The organism is Melghiribacillus thermohalophilus (assembly GCF_004342905.1).
GTDB lineage: Bacteria > Bacillota > Bacilli > Bacillales > Alkalibacillaceae > Melghiribacillus > Melghiribacillus thermohalophilus.
In genome coordinates this window covers 58,164-76,598 of record NZ_SMAN01000009.1, presented here as the reverse complement: position 1 = coordinate 76,598, position 18,435 = coordinate 58,164, and the positions used below count along the sequence as shown (strand labels likewise).

The window sequence follows — 18,435 nt, the reverse complement described above, 5'->3', positions numbered from 1 at the left end:
AAAAAGCACAACCCTATCGACAAAACCTGACAAGTGACAGGCACCATAAAAAAACAGGGGTACTCATGAGAGCACCCCTGTTCTTGTTATTACTTTAAATGGTTTTCGATCTGCCGTTCCAGTTGCTCTAATTGTTCCTGTTCTTCAGGAGTAGATTGTTGATATGCAGACTGGATCACATTCCGAGCAACTGCGATTTGCCGTTCACGCTCTTCATTTGAGGCCTGTCCCATGTTTGTTAATCGATTAACAGCTTCACGGGCCTGCTCAATCATACGATTGGCCATCCTAAAATCCTCCTAACGTGTGCTGATCGGCTTCTTCCCTTTTCCGTTCCACATCGGTAAACCGCTCTCGATAAGGGAACCGTTCAGCATGTTTCCGAACAGCTTTCGTGCTTTCTGATACAAAGCGCTTTGATTTACTTCGCTTGCTCAAGGCAAGATCCCCCCAACATAAAACCTGAACGCCTATTTAGCGTTCAGGTTTATTGTGTGCAGGTTGAAGGGATTCATACGTATGAAATTTTCTTGTTTAGCCTACAGAAAAAGGAATTTTTAAGTATTCCTCCAGAAAAATGGAAATCCCATCCTCCTGGTTGGATTTTGTCACGTGATTGGCGATGGTTTTTAACTCCTCAATCCCATTTTCCATAGCCACGCCAACACCTGCATAATCAATCATTTCAAGGTCATTATCCTCATCACCAAATGCAATGATACGCTCTTTTGGGATATGATAATAATGAGCAATTTTTTTCAGGCCGACTGCTTTGTTTAAACCGGCGCGTACAATTTCAATTACATTCCATGGTGCTCCCCATTTACGATGCTCAATGACTGACGCATGACGGTGATGCAATGTATTTCTTAGTGCATCTACGTTTTCTTCATAAGGATAAATTAACAAAGAAGTGGGATCTTCCTTTAAATGATTTCGCAGGCTTCCAATGGTTATCGGATGATTTTCAACATCAGCATGAAACAGTTCCAATACTTCCTGATCAAATTTATCTAGATAAACATCATCTTTAATTTCAGCCATAATATTATGGACCCCGAAATCATAGCAGGTGTGGACAATTTCTTTTGCAGTTCGAATCGGCATCGGCGAATGGATGACGTCCCATCGTTGATCCTTTGGGTGATGAATAAGTGCACCATTCATATTAACCATTGGCGTATTTAGCCCAAGCTCCTCATAATATTCAATGCTGGCACGATGGGGTCGCCCGGTTGCAATAACGACAATATGTCCCTGGTTTATGGCTTTAACAATTGTGTTTTTTGTACGGTCTGATATGATTTTTTCATCCGTCAGTAGAGTTCCGTCTAAGTCGAGTGCAATTAAATGTCTTTCCATCGATTTCACCTCATTATTTCTTAATAGTTTAGCGGGGAAGGCGGAACTTGTAAAGGGGTAGATGGGATTCCGTGAATAAAAAATTGGTTGAAGAAAATTATGATATCCTTGAATGATTCATACATGAAGTATAACTTTCCATTTGAATCCAGCACAACGAACGGAGGATCATGAGTTAAAATCTTGGTATTTGTACCAGAATTTGATAATATAATGCTATCTATTGTCTTTTGTTCAATATGGATTATGATTTGAAAAACAGGTACAAGTTAAACAAGAAAATTAAAAAGGTAGGGTAAATCATGATAGTCGTTGAGCGGATAACCATTGAAGATATACCTGTTCTCGCGGTGACAGAAGAAAAACGAAAGAATCAGCCGCTTCCTGTGATCACGTATATTCACGGATTCACCAGTTCTAAAGAATTTAATCTTCCCTTTGCGTATTTAATGGCCGGGAAAGGATACCGGGTGCTGCTGCCTGATTGTCTGTTTCACGGCGAACGGAACCAGGGAATCTCCAGCGATGAACTACAGCTGAACTTTTGGAAAATCGTCAAACAAAATTTGTTGGATTTGCCAGTGATCAAAAAGGAACTGGAACAAAGGAATTGGATTAAAGAAGGACGTTTTGGTCTTGCCGGGACAAGCATGGGCGGCATAACCACAAGTGCTGCTTTGACTCAGTTTTCATGGATCAGAGCATCTGCCGTATTGATGGGATCCCCGAAATTGACTGAAATGGCTTACTTCTTAATTGACCAGGTAGAGAAAAGCGGCACGGAACTTCCCCTTACAAAAGAAGAAATCAAGGAGGAAATCAGTCAGCTGGACAGCATTGATCTTTCCCGTCACAAGGAAGTACTCAATGAACGGCCCCTTTTTTTCTGGCATGGAGATCAGGATCCAGTGGTTCCTTTTGACCACTCTTATTCTTTTTACAATGAAGTCATCCGCGAATATAAAGATCCAGAAAAAATCAGATTTTTACGGGAGGTAGGACAGGGGCATAAAGTGAGCCGGTTTGCCGTGATGGAAACCGTAAACTGGTTTGAAATGCATCTGTAATCCCGGAAAAAAATTGAGAGGGTTAAAAATGATGCCAAAATTGTTTATAATAAAAGTAGAATCCGAAAAAAGGAGGATTATGATTGATGGATAAAGCCCTTGAAGAAAACCTAATGGGTGCACTTGAAAACGTAATTGACCCGGAACTTGGGATTGATATAGTCAATCTAGGTTTAGTGTATGGTGTGGATCTTGATGATGAAGGGACATGCACGGTGACAATGACCTTAACGGCTATGGGCTGCCCATTGGCTGCAACGATTGAGCAGGATGTTAAACGGGTAATATCGGATATACCGGAAGTAAAGGATGTAAAAGTGAATATTGTATGGAATCCCCCTTGGACCAAGGACCGTATGTCCCGCTATGCGAAAATTGCACTGGGCATCCCGGATTGATGAAAAAAATCAGCCCGCTTTATCTAGGGCTGATTTTTTTTTTATCAAATATGGAATGTTTTAGATTACAAAAACAGAAGTACAAGTATTCCGACAACTAAACAGTACAATGCAAAATATTTTAAGTTTCCTTTTCTCATAATATCCATAAACCATAGAAGGGCAAAGTATGACGCAACGATCGATCCAATAAATGCGAAAATATATGGAATCACAAGCGACTCAAAGTGGGGATCTTCCATTAAATCTGTAACGGAAAAAATCATGGTTCCCATACTCACCGGAATATACAGCAGAAAGGAGAAACGTAAAGCGGTATCCTGCTTCATTCCTAATAGCATGGCTGCGACGATGGTAGCTCCGGATCTGCTGATTCCGGGCATCAGTGCAACTGCCTGGGCGAATCCAACAATCAACGCATCTTTTAAAGTCAAATCTCCATCCTGTTTTTTCCCCCGTAAATTACGAATAATCCAGAGAGCAAAACCGGTCACAATCAAGGTTGTACCAATCATGCGTATATCCTCACTAAAAATCCCTTCAATAACATCTTTAAATAGTACCCCAATCATCCCGGCCGGTACAGTGGCAACCACTAACAATAAAACAAAACGAAAATCCCCTCTATTTTCTTCGCCTCTCTGTATAACATATTGAAGACTATTCACGGAGAGCCGATACAGATCTTTTCGGTAAATAATCAATACAGCGATTAATGATCCAAAGTTTACAAATCCTTCAAAAGAGATTCCTACATCATCCATTTCCATGAAGTGGCGGACAATCATAAGGTGACCGCTGGAAGAAATAGGGATAGGTTCTGTAAATCCCTGAAATATCCCGAAAAATAAATATTTGATCAGAGTCCATAATTCACTCATCATAAACCTCCATGTAAACAGTGTTTTGAACCGCACGTGATGTTGACCTATTGAATAAAGTGGTAGAGACAACATTCAGTCACTACAGGACGCATGTACTTTATGTCAAAGGCATATTCATCAATATGTATTTATTGAAACTATTCATGGAGAACAAAAAGATGGCACTATCGTAGGTGTGGAACCGGATTATGTTTTTCTGGAAGTGTCGATTGGTGTCCATCCCCAGATGCCTCAGGACAGTCACGAACGATTCTTCGGATGGGGCTATCCCGTCAGTTCATATTTTGGAAGTGGTTTTGCCCGTCTCATGTTGCCGCTAAAGTTACTGGAAGCTTTACGTTTTTCTTATTTCTGATAATTGTTCATAAAAAAAGGGACTGTCCGTCCCACAGGTACTTCGTATGCATGGTCATATCAAAATGGGCACGCACAAGGAGCATAACGATAGGCGTGCCCATCTACCATTATTTATCAAAATGGAATGAGTAATAACTGAATCAGGAAACGTCTTCTTGTTTTAATAAACCCTCTCCAAGTACTACAGATGCAACCGTAAAGGTTATGGATAAGACAATGGCAAGGGTTAAGTCAAAATGAGCGCCAGTCATGCTGCTTACGACGTATACTACCATGCTGCTAAGCAGGAAGCTCCAAATAATTGTCCAAAATAGCCTCATATATGTCACCTCATTTATGGTCCATTCTCTTCAAATAGTTTACCAGAGGATACATAAAAAATAAAGCAAAATTTCCCCCTTTAAAAACGACTGTCTTACTGAAAAACAATGTGTTGATCAGGGAGGATTTAAATGAAAGTAGTAATCGAAAATTGTTTCCACTGGCTGGGGTTTCATTTGACAGGCACATATCTTGATAAGGGGTATTCAATCATAGGGATAGATCCCCTCGATGATCCGAAGAAGGAATTTTTATATGATTTTTTTGGACGAAACAGTGAATTCATCTTTTTTGACCGCTTCGATGCAATACGTTGCCATCCAGACCAGGAATTTCTGATATATAGGTTCCCGCCAGCGTCCGGATGCATGCCCGGTAAAAAAGGGAAGACAGAAAGTGTCCGCATTACGGATGAGGACTTTGCCAGCCAACCAGAACCAGATGATGGAGGAATCGTGATCCAGGCTCCTAATGTCATCGGTCCCTGGATGGATCAAAAAGACTTTGTAAAAAAATCAAAGAAAAACAACATTATTTATGTGGACGATTTTATAAATTGGGTGTATTTTCAGCGCTGGCGGAAAGAGGGACAAAAATGGATCACCACCAGGCACAATGATGAATACCGAAAGATCATACATGTTACTATAGATAGAGAAGAGGCAGTAAAAAAGGTAGAGAAACATATTCAGAGTTTTCCGAGCTATTATGAATTATAATTTACGTTTATCAAGACAGCAAGTACAATAAAAGTAAGCTACAAAGGACATCGGCCAGAATGGGAGTGCTCAAGTTGAAACAACTCACCGCTTTTTTATTTATTTTCTTCATTGCGGCAGGCTGTTCCGGACTGCAAATGGAAGACAATAAACAAAATGTCGGCATGCTCGTTGAAAGCACGATCAATGATATGACCTGGGGGCAAAAAGGATATATGGGTTTACTCCTTATAAAAGATCAATTAAATAAGGATGTATTTTTTGAAGAAAATGTCCGCTCACAGCTTGATGTAAATCAACAAGTACAGAGCTTTGCGGAGAAACATGTAGGACTCATTTTTGGACACGGAAGTATTTATGGAAGATATTTTTTGGATATTCATAAAGCGTATCCGGATACCCATTTTGTATACTTCAATGGAAATCAGTATGGAAGTAATATGACAAGTTTAAACTTTGATTCCCATCCCATGGGTTTTTTTGCCGGGATGACGGCTGCTGAAATGTCTGAAACAGGGCATGTTGGTGTGATTGCGGCCCACGAATGGCAGCCAGAGGTAGGAGGTTTCTATGAGGGAGCAAAATATGTAGACCCTGACATTCAGGTTCATTTTCAGTATGTTTATGACTGGAATGATGAAAATCGAGCACTCGAGCTTTATGACATTATGAAGGAACAGCAGGTGGATGTGTTTTACCCTGCAGGCGATGGGTATAGTGTGCCGGTTATAGAAAAAATAAAAGAAGATGGTTTATATGCGATTGGATTTGTTACGGATCAGTATGAATTGGCACCGGAGGCCGTATTAACGAGTACTGTACAGCATGTAGACCGCCTGTACCTGCTGGCAGCTCAAATGTATCAGGATGGGAATCTTCCTGCTGGGATACTAAGTTTTGGTTTTCAGGATGGAGTGATCAGCATGGGAACATACAGTGAGGAGATTCCTGAAATGACAAAGAGAAAAATTGAAGATGCAGTAAATGATTATATTGAAACTGGACGTTTGCCTAATGAATAATTATTGACCAATTTTTTTCAGTTGGTCAATGATCGATATTATGCAGAATCTCGCCGGACAACGGCGAGTTTTTTTGTGCTTCCCTGTATTTTCCTTGGCAACTACTTTAGTTCGGGCGGTGGAATATTGGCAGATCGCGGGGCTGTAGTGTGATGGCTCAAGCTGGAGAGTGGACGGCCCAAGGAAGAGTGCAGACCGCCCAAAGTGGAGAGCTGATGGCCCAAGGAAGGGTTCTGATGACCCAAACTGGGTTGCGGATGGCCCAAACAGGGGTATGGACGGCCCAAGGAAGAGTGCTAACCGCCCAAAGTGAAGAGCTGACGACTCAAGGAAGGGTTCTGATGACCCAAACTGGGTTGCGGATGGCCCAAGGAAGAGTGCAGACCGCCCAAAGTGAAGAGCTGACGACCCAAGGAAGGGTTCTGATGACCCAAACTGGGTTGCGGATGGCCCAAACAGGGGTGTGGATGGCCCAAGGAAGAGTGCAGACCGCCCAAAGTGAAGAGCTGACGACCCAAGGAAGGGTTCTGATGACCCAAACTGGGTTGCGGATGGCCTAAGCTGGAGAGTGGACGGCCCAAGGAAGAGTGCAGACCGCCCAAAGTGGAGAGCTGATGGCCCAAGGAGAGAGTGTGACGGCCCAAAGTAGAGAGCCGATCGCCCAAACATGGGAGACGATCGCCCGGGGAAGGGAACAGATCACCCATAAGAATAACAGATGCCTCAAAATAGAGACCTCCTCACTCGACCTCACTTTCGAAGATCATCTCAATCGCCCATAACTTGATTTGTGAAGCAAAGAAAAAACTGGATTTTTTCAGGAATTTTAATCCGGTGATGTGGGATACACAATACAATCCAGTGTTGAAAGTTCCATTCGAATACATTAAAATTGATACCAGGTCATAATAATTGATATAAATACAACCAGTAAGGGGATGAAATATATGAATGCAGGGATTATTGGCACGGGTCATTACGTGCCGGAAAAGGTGCTGACCAATAAAGAACTGGAAAAAATGGTCGATACAAGTGATGAATGGATTCGCACCCGCACAGGAATAGAGGAAAGACGAATTGCCGATGATGATATGGATACCTCGGATATGGCGTACCTGGCTGCAAAAAAAGCACTTGAGAATGCTGATATCGGTGCCGAAGATCTGGATATGATTCTCGTGGCTACGGTGACACCGGATCAACCATTTCCCTCTGTATCCTGTATGCTTCAGGACCGGCTCGGGGCCAAAAAGGCTGCTGCCATGGATGTTAGTGCAGCATGCTCCGGTTTCATGTACGGCCTGGTAACTGCTAAACAATTTATTGAATCAAGCGACTACAAATATATTTTAGTCGTCGGGGTCGAGAAACTATCTAAAATTGTGGACTGGAAAGACCGGAATACCTGTGTTTTATTTGGGGATGGTGCAGGTGCAGCGATCGTTGGGCCTGTACAAGATGGTAAAGGCATATTATCATTTGAGTTAGGTGCAGATGGAAGCGGAGGCAAACATTTGTATCAGGACGAATATGTGGTCATGAATGGACGTGAAGTGTTTAAGTTTGCTGTCCGTCAAATGGGAGAATCTGCAGTCAATGTAGTAGAAAAGATTGGTTTAAAGAAAGAGGATGTGGACTACTTAATCCCCCACCAGGCTAACATCCGGATTATGGAGGTAGCCAGGGAACGATTAGGCATTGACCGTGAGAAAATGTCCAAGTCTGTTCATAAATACGGAAATACTTCAGCTGCATCCATTCCAATTGCTCTATCGGAGGATGCCAAAAACGGTAAAATTAAGGATGGGGATCTAGTAGTTCTCGTCGGTTTTGGCGGCGGCCTAACCTGGGGTGCCGTAGCGCTTAGATGGGGAAAATAAGGAAGGAGGAAATGTTCAATGGTTAATCGACGTGTGGTAGTTACCGGACTGGGGGCAGTTACTCCGGTCGGAAATGATGTAAATTCCATGTGGGAAAATCTCATTCAGGGTCATTCTGGAATTAACAGGGTATCAAGGATTAATCCGGATGATTTTCCAGCCAAGGTTGCAGCAGAAATCAAAGATTTTGATCCTACTCTGTACATGGATAAACGTGACGTGAGAAAAATGGACTTATTCACACAATATGCTATGGCTGCTGCAAAAATGGCTGTTGAAGATGCAGGTCTGGAAATTACGGATGAGCTGGCTCCCCGGACCGGTGTATGGATCGGATCCGGAATTGGCGGAATGACAACTTATGAAGAACAGTTCCATAAATTTGCAGAAAAAGGTTACCGTAGAGTCAGCCCGTTTTTTGTACCGATGATGATTCCTGATATGGCCGCAGGACAGGTATCCATTGCTCTTGGAGCAAAGGGAATTAATTCCTGTACGGTAACGGCATGCTCATCTGGAGCAAATTCCATTGGAGATGCGTTTAAAGTGATTCAGCGCGGGGATGCCGATATTATGATTACCGGTGGATCTGAGGCACCTCTGACCAATATGGCTTTTGCAGGCTTCTCAGCAGCAAGGGCATTAACATTCAATGATGATCCTAAAACGGCAAGCCGCCCATTTGATAAAAATCGTGATGGATTCGTCATGGGTGAGGGATCTGGAATCTTAGTGCTGGAGTCTCTGGAATCAGCAAAGAAACGCGGAGCCAAAATATATGCTGAAATTGTCGGTTATGGAGCTACCGGGGATGCTTATCATATCACCCAGCCGGCTCCAGGCGGTGAAGGGGCAGCCCGTGCCATGAAGCAGGCTATTGATGATGCTCACTTAACCCCAGAAGACATACAGTATATTAATGCTCACGGAACAAGCACTGAATATAATGATCCTTATGAAACCAATGCGATTAAGGAAGTATTTGGAGATTATGCTTATCAGCTAGCCGTCAGTTCCACGAAGTCCATGACCGGACATCTGCTTGGGGCCGCAGGTGCCATAGAAGCGATTATTTCCGTAAAAACTATTTTGACAGGCATTATCCCGCCGACAATCAATTACGAAACTGAAGATCCGGAATGTGACCTTGATTATGTACCGAACAAAAGTCGCGAAGCTGATGTGAAAGCGGTGCTGTCAAATTCACTGGGATTTGGCGGACATAACGCCGCCCTTCTTTTCAAGAAATTTGAAGAATAATCAATTAGTCTAAAACTGTCGCCAGGAATGATATCTCCCTGGTGACAGTTTTTTTATTAAACAGCCTTCTCTCCCATTGATCGTATGTGAAAATACCGTATTCATTGAGAATCAATCCACGTAAAAGGGGATGAAAATCCGGATGGATGGACGCCCCTATTTTTTCTGTTTACATCAAGGATGCCTTATAAACGTGCATACGAAAGAGGCCAGGACAATAAAGAACGAATGGTCGTTTTGCAAAAAAATGCACGAAGTCAACCTATGTAGACTTCTGTGGGAATAGCACGAGCGGAATATCCCCTGGGATGGTGACGAATGAACTGCATCAGGAAACCTTAAGCGGTATCCTCGGAAAACGGAACATTTTGACGAGCAAAAAAATACCCGAACTCATACAAGGATCCTTGAATGAGTTCGGGTATTTCCAGTATTTTATTTATGAAATTTTATTCGAGCCTCTTCAGGAAGGCGGGACTAGTTATCTGTTTCAAAGAATTCCTTTATAGCCTGACGATTCTTTTCTTCATCGATCGCCAGTACAGCCCCCGCATGATCATATGTCTCGTCCCAGAAGCTGCCTTCTACCGGGATGGTCATAGTCTCAATGCTGTCAATAGGATTAAGGAGATAATCTTTACCCAGTGAGAGAATCGTCGATGTTTTCATATTCGTCTCCACATAAGGGAGAATAGTGCCAATAACCCGGGGAAGTTTGAGGATCCCTCCGACGGAAAGGACCTCGTCTTTCAGTGTATTGATGATTTGCTGCTGTCTTCTGACCCTGCCGAAATCCCCTTCAGCATCATTGCGGAATCGGGCATAATCCAGTAAGTTTTCCCCGTCTAACGTTTGTTTTCCTGGATATAAGTCGATGTAAGTTCCATCAGAATCATCACGATAAACCATCCGTTTCTCTACGTCTATTTCAACTCCATCGGGAGCAATGGTATCTACAACATGAATAAACCCCTGAAAATCTACGATAGCGTAATAATGAATATCCAGGTCAAAATTTTCCTTTAGCGTCTGCCTTAACAGTTCTGGTCCGCCGAAGAAAAAAGCGGCATTGATTTTATTGTAGCCATAACCGGGAATGTTCACGTATGTGTCACGCATGATTGAGGCGAGTTTGGCTGTATCCTTCTCAGGGTCGTATTGTCCAATCATAATCGTATCCGTACGGGATTTTTCCTCCCCCCGGGAATCTACGCCTAGCAGCAGAACATTGATTTTATCGGTTAGTTGTTCAGCTGGATTGAAGTCCGTGTACTGGTTTCCCTGATTATTAGAATCATCTGTATTCATTTCATTGAGCCGGTCCCTGGCTTCTTCTTGTCCTGCCATAAACTCGTATCCTCCATATAACAGCAGGCTTAAAAAAAACAGAATGACAAATGAAAATATATATTTTCTTTTTCGTTTTCGCCTTTTTTTCCTCTTCATCATACGGCTTTCTGCCATGATGTTTTCCTCTCCTTACAAAATACTGTGTATCTTCATTCTTTTAAGAAAGACCCCTCTTCTGAATCTGAAAAAGGCCACTATTATCTAATTTACTCGTTAATAAAAAAATAGTAAAGGGATTTTCAGGGAATGATTGTTTTTTTATGACATATATATGAATAAAAAAAAAATGGACATGCTCTGGAGGATAACATGTGGTATATGTTTTGGTTTTTAATTGGGTTTGGGCTAACGATCGCTGGAGGCGTCAGTTTAATCGGATACATGAATTTTTTTCCCGCTGGATTAACCTGGACGAATTATTTGCTCTTTATTAGTACAAGACCTGAATGTTATCTCTTCCCTATAGGAATTGTGATTATTGCCATATCGATCTATTTCTTTCCCTCTGAATAAAATTTGTTTGTAAACAACAGGATGATAAGAATAAAAATTCCATACATGGTTCATAATGAGGGCTAGAAGGATGAAAATATAAAGTGAGGGTCTTTGGCTTATGATGTATTTGCATGATGTCTGGGTCAACTGGTTTGAAGGTGAAGAGAATGGATATAATGTCTGTCCATTTCATGAATGGCGTAAAGAAGACGGAATTGAACTGCTTGATCAGGTTCCGCTGCTGTATGTTACCTCGTCCCTTTATGACTATATAGAGAATGATCTGCAGGATCTGCCAAAACCTTTATTGGACAAGGTATACCAGAGGTCTTATTTAAGGAAAAATCAGAAGCGAATTCCCCTCGAGTATGCCTTCGTAGCATCTGACGGGACAGCGATCATAGCGGTGGATACGATGGGCTACTCGGTTCCTGTTCGCAAGAGTCGCCTGATCCCTCGTCAGGAAAGACTGGTTTACGATATGATCGAGAAAATGGAGCCGGCTTCGTATTCCTTTACTCGAACAGCTCAAAAAGAATATCACCTTCTGTCTTTACCCCCTGAATACATGGTCGGCTTAACGAGAAAAGAGCGCCAGCTTAAACAGCTGTTAATGATGATGGTCGATCAGATGAAACAAACCGCCAAACTGGCCGAAATCAGATACTGGCTTACGGAATGGCGTCCATATCAATATGAAAAGATTCAGAACATGGATTTTGATCAAGCCTGGGAAGAGCTCTATAGCGATTTAATACATGGCTGGAGCAAATCCCATGAGGAATTATGCCAGAAGATGTCAAAGGGGCAGCCGTTTTTTGAGAAAATCTGGGAGTTAGAACATGGACATGTGAATTCTTCATCGTCAAATGAGGCTTATAAGTAAAGTTAACCAACAGGGAGCATAAGTATTTCCTTTTTACGGACGGAATATGATGGAAAATGGCTGCAACAGGAATAGTGAATAAGAACATACCTCTTCAAGAAGAACGCTGACTCGAAAAGATGAGCTGTCAATTCAAGGGTGCAGTTGTTCAATATGGATGTTCCGAAAGAGAATAAATGTGTTCTAGGATATAAAGATAGACGTGTTGACAAGCATCAGAGCAGACTTTCCGGTTGACGGCAACCCCCTAATCATAAGAAGAGTGCCACCCTGGACAAACGTGGTGGCACTATTTTTGGTTATAAATGTTCATTTTATTTTTCATATTTTTTGCTCTTCACCCGGCCAAGCCCCATGGCTTTTTTTGCTTTTCGGAGTGTCTTTTCGGCAACCAGGCTGGCCTTTTCAGCCCCCATGTCAAGAATTTCGTCGAGTTCATCCGATTCAATCAAATCAATATAGCGTTGCTGGATCGGTTTGATTCCCTCGATGACAACTTGAGCAAGGTCCTGCTTAAACTCCCCATAACCCTTGCCTTCGTATTTATGTTCCAGCTCCTGTATGGAGTAGTCGCTGAAAGATGTATAAATCGTTAACAAATTGGATACACCAGGTTTGTTTTCAGGATCATATTTCACAACCCCTTCAGAATCAGTGACAGCACTTTTAATTTTCTTTTCAATCTGTTTCTCGTCATCAAGCATAAAAATGGAAGCCTTCTGATTATCATCAGATTTGCTCATTTTTTTCTCCGGATTTTGCAGCGACATAATCCGTGCACCCGTTTCAGGAATGCGCGGCTCGGGTACAGTAAAAATATCATTATATTTTTTGTTAAACCGTTCAGCCAGGTCCCGGGTCAGCTCAATATGCTGTTTCTGATCATCCCCAACAGGAACAATATCTGTATTGTACAGGAGAATATCTGCGGCCATCAGCGGGGGATAGGTGAGAAGACCAGCAGTGACTGCCTCCTGCTTTTTCGATTTATCTTTATACTGGGTCATCCGTTCCAGTTCGCCGACGTATGAAACGCACTGCATCATCCAGCCCAGCTGTGTATGGGCGGGCACTTCAGACTGGATAAAAAGGGTAGATTTTTCCGGATCGATTCCGGATGCCAGATAGAGCGCAGCCAGGGACCGAATATTTTGTCTCAGCTTTAAACGGTCCTGTGGTACTGTGATAGCATGTTCGTCGACAATACAGAAATAACAGTTGTAATCATTTTGAAGCTCCACAAATTGCTTCATGGCACCGATGTAGTTGCCGATAGTCAGCATACCGCTCGGCTGTATGCCTGAAAAGATTGTTTTCATGGTTTACACACACCCCTCTACGGAATTTTTTGAATAAATCATTGATTGGGTATTCGTTCGCTGAAGTGCTGAAGCTTTAAACAATAAAAAAGTTCATTCTTTCCCTTCAGGTAAGGGACGAATGAACCGCGGTACCACCCTTGTTATCTCCCGACAGATAGGAGATCTCTCATTGCTTCTCATCGAAGCCCCACTAACGCCTGGGTCGCGGTGATTCTTACTTGAAATGTTCAGAATCACAGCTCAAAAGCCCCAATTTCTGCCGAAAACATGCTGCCCGCTTCCACCTGTTTCGGGCTCTCTGGTAAGCAGAGGTTTCCGTGTACTTTCGCTTTTTCATCGCCTTCAAATTGTTCTTTTGTTTAAACGATTATAGAAAAAAATGATTCAAAATGCAACAGAAGCTTTAAAAAGTATAATAGGCTAATAACAAAAATACCATAATGGCCATCAGCATTGCACCCTGGAAGAGAAAAAACTTCATGAACTCAGCATGAATTTTTTCGGAGGGGAGGGGTTTATCCTCCCAATCGTCTAAATAATCCGGATTTTTAGAGCTTTTATGAATAAACCGGCGAAAACTGTACGTGATCCCGTCGAAAAACTTACCCCTGATGACAAGCAGGACAAGCCCGATAAAAAAATAAAACGATCCTACATAAAATACGCTATTAATAAAATGAAACAGATTATAGACCGGTGCTTTGAGCCAGAATACAATTCCGGCGATGGTGACGTTGATGAATAAAACCATCCATTTATTTCTAATCACGGTTATACAAATCCTCTTTCTATCTGTAATATATTATTTTACCGCTACTATTATAGCATGAATTTCAATCATCGATTCCTGAAACTACACTTTGTACTATGCCGAAAGTGCGAGTTAAACATCCTTTAAAATGTAAACAATAGATGGATCTGGAAATAAACGGCTCGTTTAGGAATGTGACGAAATATAGGACTATTGACCTAAAAATTGTAATCCAATCGCTATCATGAATAGGGGTTCGTTATTTTTTTCTAAAAAAGGGGTGCAAAAATGTAAGAAAACTTGTATAATTTGAAACGTAGATGCTTTATCTGCACAAAAATTTAGAAAATTCAATTTTGGGGAGGTCATTAAACGCCATGAAAAAGACAAAATGGTTTTTGCTCTTAGTACTTGGTTTAGTACTAAGCATGTTCCTCGCAGCGTGCGGCGGCGATGATGGAGACGAAAACGCCGGCGATGATACAGGCAATGAGGAACAAAATGAAGGAGAAAATGGTGAGGATGAAGAGAAAATTCTTCGCATCCTTGAAAGTGCCGAAATTCCAACTATGGATCCTTCATTAGCAACTGACGTAGTTGCACTGAACTTTATTGATGCTACTTATGAAGGACTATATCGTGTAGCTCCAGGCGGTGAAATCGTATCTGGACTCGCGAACAAAGATGAGACAGAAGTCAGTGAAGACGGTTTAACCTGGACGTTCCATCTTCGTGACGATGCTACCTGGTCCAATGGTGAACCGGTAACAGCACACGACTTCGTTTATTCCTGGAGACGTGCCATTGACCCTGAAACTGGATCTCAGTATGGTCCTTATTTCTTCAGCGGTCTGGTGAAAAACGCAACTGAAATTTCTGCTACCGATGAAGACGGTAACCCGCTTTACCCTGACATGTTCGGTAAAGTCGAAGAGCTTGGTGTTACAGCAGTCGATGATTATACCCTTCAAGTAGAACTGGTGAACCCGGCTCCATATTTTGAATCCTTTGCAGCGTTCCCTGTCTTCGTTCCTTTAAACGAAGAATTTGTTGAATCTCAAGGTGAAAACTTCGCGCTTGAAGTTGAAAACATGATTTTCAACGGTCCATTCGTCATGACTGAATGGAAACACGAAGAAAGCTGGACTCTAGAGAAGAATCCCGACTACTGGGATGCAGAAAATGTCGGTCTTGATGGAATTGAAGTTAGCGTTGTAAAAGAACGCTCAACTGCTGTGAACCTGTATGAAAGCGGCGAAGTTGACCGTGTAGGTTTATCAGGAGACTTCATCGATCAGTATAAAACTCGCCCAGATTACGGTACTGCCATGGAACCAGTTACTTTCTACCTGCAGTTTAACCGTGAATCTGCTGAAAAAGCAGAGTACATGAACAACGAAAACTTCCGTCGTGCTCTTGCTACCGGATTTAGCAAGCAGGAATTCATTGACGTGGTATACAAGAATGACTCTGTACCTGCTAATGGCTTAGTGCCGAAAGAATTTGTTAAACATCCTGAAACGGGTGAAGATTTCCGTGACCTGAGCGGTGATCACCTGGTTTCTGATATCGAAGGTGCTCAGGAAGCATGGGAAAAAGCCAAAGAAGAACTTGGCTTTGATGAAGTAACCATTACGTTCATGTCTGGGGACACAGAAACGTCTAAACTTACAACTGAATTCTTCAAAGATCAGTGGGAAAACAACCTGCCGGGCTTAACGGTTGAACTGAAGAACGTTCCGTTTAAAGAGCGTCTTCGCTTAAGCCGTGAAGGATTGTTTGAAGTCGTATTCTCCGGATGGGGTCCTGACTATCTGGATCCAATGACATTTATGGACCTGTTTGTAACGGATGGTTCTTACAATGATGGTAGCTACTCAAATGAACAGTTCGATGAGCTGATCGAGCTTGCGAAGACCGAATATGCTCAAGATCAGAACAAGCGCTGGGAAGCTATGGTTCAAGCTGAACAAATCCTGATGGATGAAGTGGGAATTGGACCCGTGTTCCAGAGAGCACGTTCATTCCTTCAGCAGCCATATGTGAAGAACATGGAGCTTAACCCATTTGGCCCTGACTTCAGCTTCAAGTATGTAACGATTGAAAAGTAATTAGCTATCATTATAAAATGGGGTTGTTGGAAGAGAGTATGTGTCGTGTCCAAAAGACATATACTCTCTTTTTCCCTGTAATTCGGCAATTTTTTTGAAAATTTTCATAACGATCAGGAGGTGCACTTCATGGCGAGATATATTACACAGCGTATCATATATATGATTATTACGTTGTTTTTAATTGCTACAGCCACGTTCTTTCTCATGAAGCTTTTGCCCGGGACTCCATTTAATATGGAAGATAAATTAACTGAAGCCCAGAAGGCAGCTTTATACGAACAGTATGGTCTCAATGACCCGTTGCCAGTTCAGTATGCCAATTATATTTTTGGTCTTGTACAGGGAGATATGGGGATTTCTTTTCAGTTTGACAACCGGAAAGTAGAAGACCTGATCATGGACAGAATTGGACCTTCTGCACAGCTCGGTTTTCAGTCCCTTGTTTTTGGAACCGTGATTGGGTTAATTCTCGGTCTCATTTCTGCAATTAAGAGAAACACAGCATATGATTATTCATCAAATTTGATGGCCATTCTGGGAAAGTCAATCCCTTCGTTTGTATTCGCCGGATTGCTTCAGTATTATCTGGCTGTAAAATTTGGCTGGTTCCCTGTTTCCTTCTGGGACTCCTTCAAGCATACTATCCTGCCTACAATAGCCAATGCCATGTTTACACTGGCCGTTACCCAGCGGTTCTTGCGTACAGAAATGCTTGAAGTATTAGGCTCAGATTATATCGTACTGGCCAGAGCAAAAGGGTTGAAAAACAGTGTCGTTACCTTTAAACATGGACTCCGCAATGCGCTCATTCCAGTAATTACCATTATGGGGCCCCTTGTCGTTTCGATGATGACCGGTTCCCTGGTAATCGAAAAAATCTTTGCCATTCCTGGAATTGGAGAACAGTTTGTCCGCTCTATTCAAATGAATGATTATGCTATGATTATGGGAACGACCATGTTCTTCTCCATTTTATTTGTTGTGGTCATTTTAATTGTTGACTTGCTTTATGTGGTAGTAGACCCTCGGATTCGACTGACAGGAGGGAAAGAATAATGGCAAAAAAAGATAAAGAACTTTCAAAAGATTTATTTCAGCCTGCTGACATTTCATCAGACAAAGGGGAAGAATTGGGACGTCCGGAGATTTCCTACTGGAAAGACTCCTGGAACCGTCTGAAAAAAAACAAAGCGGCTGTTTTGGGTCTGATCACACTCCTATTTATTGGATTTATGGCAATAGCTGGCCCATATATGAACAAATATGAGTTCGATGAAACCAATTATGACGCCAAAAACCTCCCCCCACGGGTACCCGGTATTGAAAATGTGGAGTGGCTCGACTGGCTGGGGCTGAATGGAACTCGGACCGTAGCCGTACAGGGGGCAGATCCGGAAGATGCCCTTCAGCGGGGAATAGAGGCGTTTGAACTGGACGGTATCGATTACACTCACAAAGTTGTCCGGGAATATGATGCCAGCCGCCCGAATCCAGATGAGCGCTGGGCAGAAGTCGAAATTACCTTTAATGATTATGAAGCCCGGGGACTGGAAGAACATTATTACTGGTTTGGTACGGATGCAATGGGACGTGATTTATTCACCCGAACGTGGAAAGGTACACAAATTTCCCTTTACATCGGTATATTAGCGGCAGCCATTGACATGGTGATCGGTGTGGCTTACGGTGGAATTTCTGCCTATTACGGCGGAAGAGTGGACAACTATATGCAGCGTATTATTGAAGTGCTGGTAGGTATTCCTAACCTAGTTGTCGTTATTTTAATGATTATCCTGCTTGACCCGGGACTGATCGCCATTACCATTGCCTTAACGATTACAGGATGGGTTGGCATGGCGAGGATTGTCAGGGGGCAAATTTTGAAACTGAAAAGTCAGGAATTTGTCCTTGCATCACGGACCCTTGGAGCGACTGATTCGAGGATTATTAATAAACACTTAATCCCGAATGTCACTGGAATGATTATTATTCAAACGATGTTTACGATTCCAAATGCCATTTTCTTTGAAGCGTTCTTAAGCTTTATCGGTTTAGGACTTCAGCCGCCGCTTGCATCCTTAGGAACATTAATTGATGACGCCTTTAAGTCGTTGCAGATCTATCCGTATATGCTTGTGTTTCCGGCTATCGTGATTTCCTTGTTAATGATTGCATTTAATGTACTGGCTGACGGTCTCAGAGACGCGCTGGATCCTAAGATGCGTGAATAGGAAGGGAAGGTGAATA

Annotated in this window: 21 protein-coding genes and 1 other annotated feature; of the genes, 12 read left to right on the top strand and 9 right to left on the bottom strand. The window is 42.4% G+C overall.

Annotation, left to right across the window (positions count from 1 at the left end; genetic code table 11):
- Window positions 1–89: 89 nt before the first annotated feature.
- From EDD68_RS08140 to EDD68_RS08135, 3 genes are all read right to left on the bottom strand, one after another.
- Window positions 90–287, bottom strand: a complete 198-nt coding sequence (locus tag EDD68_RS08140; RefSeq protein WP_132371750.1) for a DUF3813 domain-containing protein — start codon at window positions 285–287, stop codon at window positions 90–92.
- 1 nt (window position 288) lies between these two features.
- On the bottom strand, window positions 289–438 hold the full coding sequence (locus tag EDD68_RS15225; protein WP_165902110.1) for a hypothetical protein: 150 nt from the start codon (window positions 436–438) through the stop codon (window positions 289–291).
- A 96-nt stretch (window positions 439–534) separates the two neighbouring features.
- Window positions 535–1,362, bottom strand: coding sequence for a Cof-type HAD-IIB family hydrolase (locus EDD68_RS08135; protein ID WP_132371749.1), 828 nt, complete (start codon window positions 1,360–1,362; stop codon window positions 535–537).
- A gap of 302 nt (window positions 1,363–1,664) precedes the next feature.
- Here EDD68_RS08135 and EDD68_RS08130 point away from each other — a divergent pair, with 302 nt between their 5' ends.
- Both EDD68_RS08130 and EDD68_RS08125 read left to right on the top strand, forming a co-directional pair.
- On the top strand, window positions 1,665–2,429 hold the full coding sequence (locus EDD68_RS08130; RefSeq protein ID WP_132371748.1) for a prolyl oligopeptidase family serine peptidase: 765 nt from the start codon (window positions 1,665–1,667) through the stop codon (window positions 2,427–2,429).
- Between the two features lie 86 nt (window positions 2,430–2,515).
- Window positions 2,516–2,827 (top strand): metal-sulfur cluster assembly factor, encoded by a 312-nt coding sequence (locus EDD68_RS08125; RefSeq protein WP_132371768.1) that lies wholly within the window; start codon window positions 2,516–2,518, stop codon window positions 2,825–2,827.
- 65 nt (window positions 2,828–2,892) lie between these two features.
- On the opposite strand, the gene EDD68_RS08120 is transcribed toward EDD68_RS08125, so the two are convergent.
- Window positions 2,893–3,708: an undecaprenyl-diphosphate phosphatase gene (locus EDD68_RS08120; protein ID WP_132371747.1), complete on the bottom strand. Its 816-nt coding sequence runs from the start codon at window positions 3,706–3,708 to the stop codon at window positions 2,893–2,895.
- A 178-nt stretch (window positions 3,709–3,886) separates the two neighbouring features.
- On the opposite strand from EDD68_RS08120, the gene EDD68_RS08115 reads away from it, so the two are divergent.
- Window positions 3,887–4,066: a hypothetical protein gene (locus EDD68_RS08115; protein ID WP_132371746.1), complete on the top strand. Its 180-nt coding sequence runs from the start codon at window positions 3,887–3,889 to the stop codon at window positions 4,064–4,066.
- A 142-nt stretch (window positions 4,067–4,208) separates the two neighbouring features.
- On the opposite strand, the gene EDD68_RS08110 is transcribed toward EDD68_RS08115, so the two are convergent.
- Window positions 4,209–4,388, bottom strand: a complete 180-nt coding sequence (locus tag EDD68_RS08110; protein ID WP_132371745.1) for a DUF2929 family protein — start codon at window positions 4,386–4,388, stop codon at window positions 4,209–4,211.
- A 132-nt stretch (window positions 4,389–4,520) separates the two neighbouring features.
- On the opposite strand from EDD68_RS08110, the gene EDD68_RS08105 reads away from it, so the two are divergent.
- Window positions 4,521–5,108: a hypothetical protein gene (locus tag EDD68_RS08105; RefSeq protein ID WP_132371744.1), complete on the top strand. Its 588-nt coding sequence runs from the start codon at window positions 4,521–4,523 to the stop codon at window positions 5,106–5,108.
- Between the two features lie 65 nt (window positions 5,109–5,173).
- Entirely contained in the window at window positions 5,174–6,130 is a 957-nt protein-coding gene (locus EDD68_RS08100) for a BMP family ABC transporter substrate-binding protein (RefSeq protein ID WP_424399161.1), read from the top strand.
- On the opposite strand, the gene EDD68_RS08095 is transcribed toward EDD68_RS08100, so the two are convergent.
- Window positions 6,131–6,799, bottom strand: coding sequence for a hypothetical protein (locus tag EDD68_RS08095; RefSeq protein WP_132371742.1), 669 nt, complete (start codon window positions 6,797–6,799; stop codon window positions 6,131–6,133). It abuts the gene before it with no gap.
- A gap of 278 nt (window positions 6,800–7,077) precedes the next feature.
- On the opposite strand from EDD68_RS08095, the gene EDD68_RS08090 reads away from it, so the two are divergent.
- Window positions 7,078–8,010 (top strand): beta-ketoacyl-ACP synthase III, encoded by a 933-nt coding sequence (locus EDD68_RS08090; RefSeq protein ID WP_132371741.1) that lies wholly within the window; start codon window positions 7,078–7,080, stop codon window positions 8,008–8,010.
- Window positions 8,011–8,028: 18 nt separating this feature from the next.
- Window positions 8,029–9,270, top strand: a complete 1,242-nt coding sequence (gene fabF / locus EDD68_RS08085; RefSeq protein ID WP_132371740.1) for a beta-ketoacyl-ACP synthase II — start codon at window positions 8,029–8,031, stop codon at window positions 9,268–9,270.
- Window positions 9,271–9,747: 477 nt separating this feature from the next.
- Here the strand turns inward: fabF and EDD68_RS08080 are convergent, their stop codons facing one another.
- On the bottom strand, window positions 9,748–10,734 hold the full coding sequence (locus EDD68_RS08080; RefSeq protein WP_132371739.1) for an LCP family protein: 987 nt from the start codon (window positions 10,732–10,734) through the stop codon (window positions 9,748–9,750).
- A 195-nt stretch (window positions 10,735–10,929) separates the two neighbouring features.
- On the opposite strand from EDD68_RS08080, the gene EDD68_RS08075 reads away from it, so the two are divergent.
- Both EDD68_RS08075 and EDD68_RS08070 read left to right on the top strand, forming a co-directional pair.
- Entirely contained in the window at window positions 10,930–11,133 is a 204-nt protein-coding gene (locus EDD68_RS08075) for a YuzI family membrane protein (protein WP_132371738.1), read from the top strand.
- A 100-nt stretch (window positions 11,134–11,233) separates the two neighbouring features.
- Complete coding sequence (locus EDD68_RS08070; protein ID WP_132371737.1) at window positions 11,234–12,001, top strand: YjbA family protein; 768 nt, start codon at window positions 11,234–11,236, stop codon at window positions 11,999–12,001.
- 314 nt (window positions 12,002–12,315) lie between these two features.
- Here EDD68_RS08070 and trpS read toward each other — a convergent pair whose 3' ends face one another.
- Window positions 12,316–13,320, bottom strand: coding sequence for a tryptophan--tRNA ligase (gene trpS / locus EDD68_RS08065; RefSeq protein ID WP_132371736.1), 1,005 nt, complete (start codon window positions 13,318–13,320; stop codon window positions 12,316–12,318).
- Window positions 13,321–13,430: 110 nt separating this feature from the next.
- Window positions 13,431–13,669 (bottom strand) — a binding site (T-box leader).
- Window positions 13,670–13,726: 57 nt separating this feature from the next.
- Window positions 13,727–14,074, bottom strand: a complete 348-nt coding sequence (locus tag EDD68_RS08060) for a DUF3899 domain-containing protein (RefSeq protein ID WP_243646802.1) — start codon at window positions 14,072–14,074, stop codon at window positions 13,727–13,729.
- A 377-nt stretch (window positions 14,075–14,451) separates the two neighbouring features.
- On the opposite strand from EDD68_RS08060, the gene EDD68_RS08055 reads away from it, so the two are divergent.
- The 3 genes from EDD68_RS08055 (at window position 14,452) to opp3C (ending at window position 18,419) form a co-directional block, all read left to right on the top strand.
- Window positions 14,452–16,185 carry a peptide ABC transporter substrate-binding protein gene (locus EDD68_RS08055; RefSeq protein WP_132371734.1) on the top strand — a complete coding sequence of 578 codons (1,734 nt, stop codon included), beginning with the start codon at window positions 14,452–14,454 and terminating at the stop codon, window positions 16,183–16,185.
- Window positions 16,186–16,314: 129 nt separating this feature from the next.
- Complete coding sequence (gene opp3b / locus EDD68_RS08050) at window positions 16,315–17,244, top strand: oligopeptide ABC transporter permease (protein WP_132371733.1); 930 nt, start codon at window positions 16,315–16,317, stop codon at window positions 17,242–17,244.
- A complete protein-coding gene (gene opp3C / locus EDD68_RS08045; protein ID WP_132371732.1) occupies window positions 17,244–18,419 on the top strand; it encodes an oligopeptide ABC transporter permease in 1,176 nt (391 codons plus the stop codon). Before opp3b ends, opp3C begins: the two co-directional genes overlap by 1 nt.
- Window positions 18,420–18,435 lie beyond the last annotated feature (16 nt).